At 67.4% G+C, this 2985-nt stretch carries 4 protein-coding genes; all 4 read right to left on the bottom strand.

Annotation, left to right across the window (positions count from 1 at the left end):
- Positions 1 to 540: AGE family epimerase/isomerase (locus AC1D15_RS24760; RefSeq protein WP_477828060.1), on the bottom strand; the 540-nt coding region annotated here is incomplete at its 3' end.
- Between the two features lie 70 nt (positions 541 to 610).
- The gene (locus tag AC1D15_RS24755; protein ID WP_047513351.1) at positions 611 to 1678 is read right to left on the bottom strand and encodes an ABC transporter ATP-binding protein; all 1068 of its coding nucleotides are present in this window, start codon (positions 1676 to 1678) and stop codon (positions 611 to 613) included.
- A gap of 28 nt (positions 1679 to 1706) precedes the next feature.
- Complete coding sequence (locus AC1D15_RS24750; protein WP_047513348.1) at positions 1707 to 2564, bottom strand: carbohydrate ABC transporter permease; 858 nt, start codon at positions 2562 to 2564, stop codon at positions 1707 to 1709.
- A gap of 22 nt (positions 2565 to 2586) precedes the next feature.
- Positions 2587 to 2985, bottom strand: a 399-nt coding sequence (locus AC1D15_RS24745) for a carbohydrate ABC transporter permease (protein ID WP_477828059.1), incomplete at its 5' end; no start/stop codon positions are given.

The raw sequence follows: 2985 nt of genomic DNA, 5'->3' as shown, positions 1-2985 counted from the left end.
GTACGGCGCGAGCTTCCAGTCGGCACTCGCTTCGTCGGCATACAGCCCGTGCGCCGGCTCCCAGAAGTGCTGCTCCAGCAAGCCGAAGGTCTCGTGCAGCCCGAGCCGGGCGTCCTCGATGTCGGCCCTCAGCGCCTGTGCGTGCGCCAGCAGCACGAAGGCGAGGCCTTCGCAGCGGTTCGTCGCGTCGAGCACGTCGCGCTCGCCGTAGTTGCCGCCGGCACCGTGCCAGCGCACCTGCCACGCATAGCCGCCGGTGTCGGCGTCGCGGTGCGCATCACGCAGGAAACGCAGCCCGTGGCGCGTCGCCTCGCGCCATTCCGGGCGGCCGAAGTGCCGCGCCGCCATCGCATGGTTGACGACGCAGCACGCGCTGCCGACGAGCTCGCGCGTCTCGCGGTCACTGACCGTGCCGTCGTCATGGAAGAACTGGAAGAAGCCGCCGCTCGGGTCGCGGCTGCGGCCCTCGCGCAACGACATCGTGTCGAGGACGTGCCGGCGCAGGAAGTCGGGTGAGCGGAAGTCGATGATCGGTGTCATGCACTGCCTCCTCGCGTCGTCCTCGCGGACGTACGGTTGACATCACCCCACGGTGCTCACCCCATGGGCTTCACCCCACCACGCGCTGCTCGCTCTTCGCGTCGAACAGGTGCGCATCCTCCGGCTGCCAGCGCAGGTGCACGCTGTCGCCCACATGCTGGTGCACCTTTCCGGCCACGCGTGCCGTCAGCTTGCCGACCGCCGTGTCGACCATCGCATAGGTCTCCGGCCCGGTCGGCTCCAGCATGCTGATCGTGCCCGCCAGTCCCTGCTCGGCGAACGACAGGCTCTCCGGCCGCAGCCCGTAGCTGATGCCGGCACCGTTGGTCGATTGCAGCGCGCCGCGCTGCGCATCGTTCAGCAGCAGCGGCACGCCCTGCGAGCTCAGGCCGTCGGCCGCACGCTGGCTGTCGATGATGTTCATCGCCGGCGAGCCGATGAACTCGGCGACGAAGCGCGTCGCCGGGCGCGAGTAGATGTCGTCGGGCGTGCCGAACTGCTGCACCAGGCCGTCGCGCATCACCGCGATGCGGTCGCCCAGCGTCATCGCCTCGACCTGGTCGTGCGTCACGTAGACGGTGGTGGTAGCGGTGCGCTGGTGCAGCAGCTTGATCTCGGCGCGCATCTCGACGCGCAGCTTCGCGTCCAGGTTCGACAGCGGCTCGTCGAACAGGAACAGCTTCGGGTTGCGCGCGAGCGCCCGGCCCATCGCGACGCGCTGGCGCTGTCCACCCGACAGCTGGCCCGGCTTGCGGTCGAGCAGGTGCTCGATCTGCAGCATCTTCGAGACGCGCTGGATCGCCTCCTGGCGCTGTGCCTTCGGCACGTTGCGCATCTCGAGGCCGAACGCGATGTTCTGCCCGACGTTCATGTTCGGGTACAGCGCGTAGCTCTGGAACACCATCGCGATGTCGCGGTCCTTCGGCAGCGCGTAGGTCACGTCGCGGTCGGCGATGTGGATGCTGCCGGTGGTCGGCGTGTCGAGCCCCGCGATCATCGACAGCAGCGTGCTCTTGCCGCAGCCGGACGGGCCGACCAGGATCAGGAACTCGCCGTTCTCGACCTCGATGTCGATGCCCTTGAGGATCTCCACCGGGCCGTAGCTCTTGCGGACGTTGCGAATTGAAAGTGCACCCATGACGTTTTCTCTTTGAAGCCCGGGCCGGTCAGCCCTTGACGGCGCCGGCGGTGAGGCCGCGCACGAAGTATTTGCCTGCGACGATGTAGACGAACAGCGTCGGCAGCGCGGCGATCATCGCGGCGGCCATGTCGACGTTGTATTCCTTCACCGCGCTGGAGGTGTTGGCCAGGTTGTTCAGGCCGACCGTGATCGGCTTGGACGCGCCGCCCGAGAACACCACGCCGAACAGGAAATCGTTCCAGATGTTCGTGAACTGCCAGATCAGCGTGACCACCACGATCGGCGTCGACAGCGGCAGCACGATGCGCCAGAAGATGCGCCAGAAGCCCGCGCCGTCCAGCATCGCCGCCTTGATCAGCTCGTCGGGCAGGCCGACGTAGTAGTTGCGGAAGAACAGCGTCGTCGACGGCAGGCCGGCGATGATGTGCACCGCGACCAGCCCCCAGATCGAGCTCGCGATGCCGAACCAGCCGAGCACCTGCGACATCGGCAGCAGCACCACCTGCAGCGGCATGAACATGCCGAACAGCATCATCGCGAACATGAACTCGCTGCCGCGGAAGCGCCACTTGCTCAGCACGTAGCCGTTGATCGCGCCGAGCGTGCTCGACACCAGCACCGCCGGCACCACCATCAGCACCGAGTTGAAGAAGAACGGCTTCAGGCCGCCGCAGTCGATGCCGGTGCAGGCGCTCGACCAGGCCTTGGCCCACGAGGCGAAGCTGGGCGCCATCGGCAGCGACAGCAGGTTGCCCTCGCGCACCTCGTTCATGTCCTTCAGCGAGGTCGTGAGCATCACGTACATCGGCAGCAGGAAGACCAGCGCGAACAGCAGCAGCACGGACCACAGCGCCGCGCGGTGCCAGTTGAATTTGTTTCCCATGTCTTGTTCTCTCGGCGGCCGCTCAGCGCTTGCCGCGCAGTTCGGAATAGAGGTAGGGCACGACCAGCGCCGCCACGGTGGCCAGCATGATCGTCGCCGACGCCGCGCCCAGGCCGATCTGGCCGCGCGAGAACGCCATCGTGTACATGAAGGTGGCCGGCAGGTCGGTCGCATAGCCCGGGCCGCCGGCGGTCAGCGCCATCACCAGGTCGAAGCTCTTGATCGCCAGGTGGCTCAGCACCATCAGCGTGCTGAAGAAGACCGGCCGCAGGCTCGGGATGATGATGCGCCAGTAGATGCGCGGCAGGCTCGCGCCGTCGATCTGCGCGGCCTTCAGGATCGAGTCGTCGATGCCGCGCAGGCCGGCCAGGAACAGCGCCATCACGAAACCGGCGCTCTGCCAGACGCCGGCGATCACGAC

Source organism: Rhizobacter sp. P2_H2, from assembly GCF_056403375.1.
Note: the sequence above shows the minus strand (reverse complement) of the source record. Positions and strands in the feature narration are given on the sequence as shown.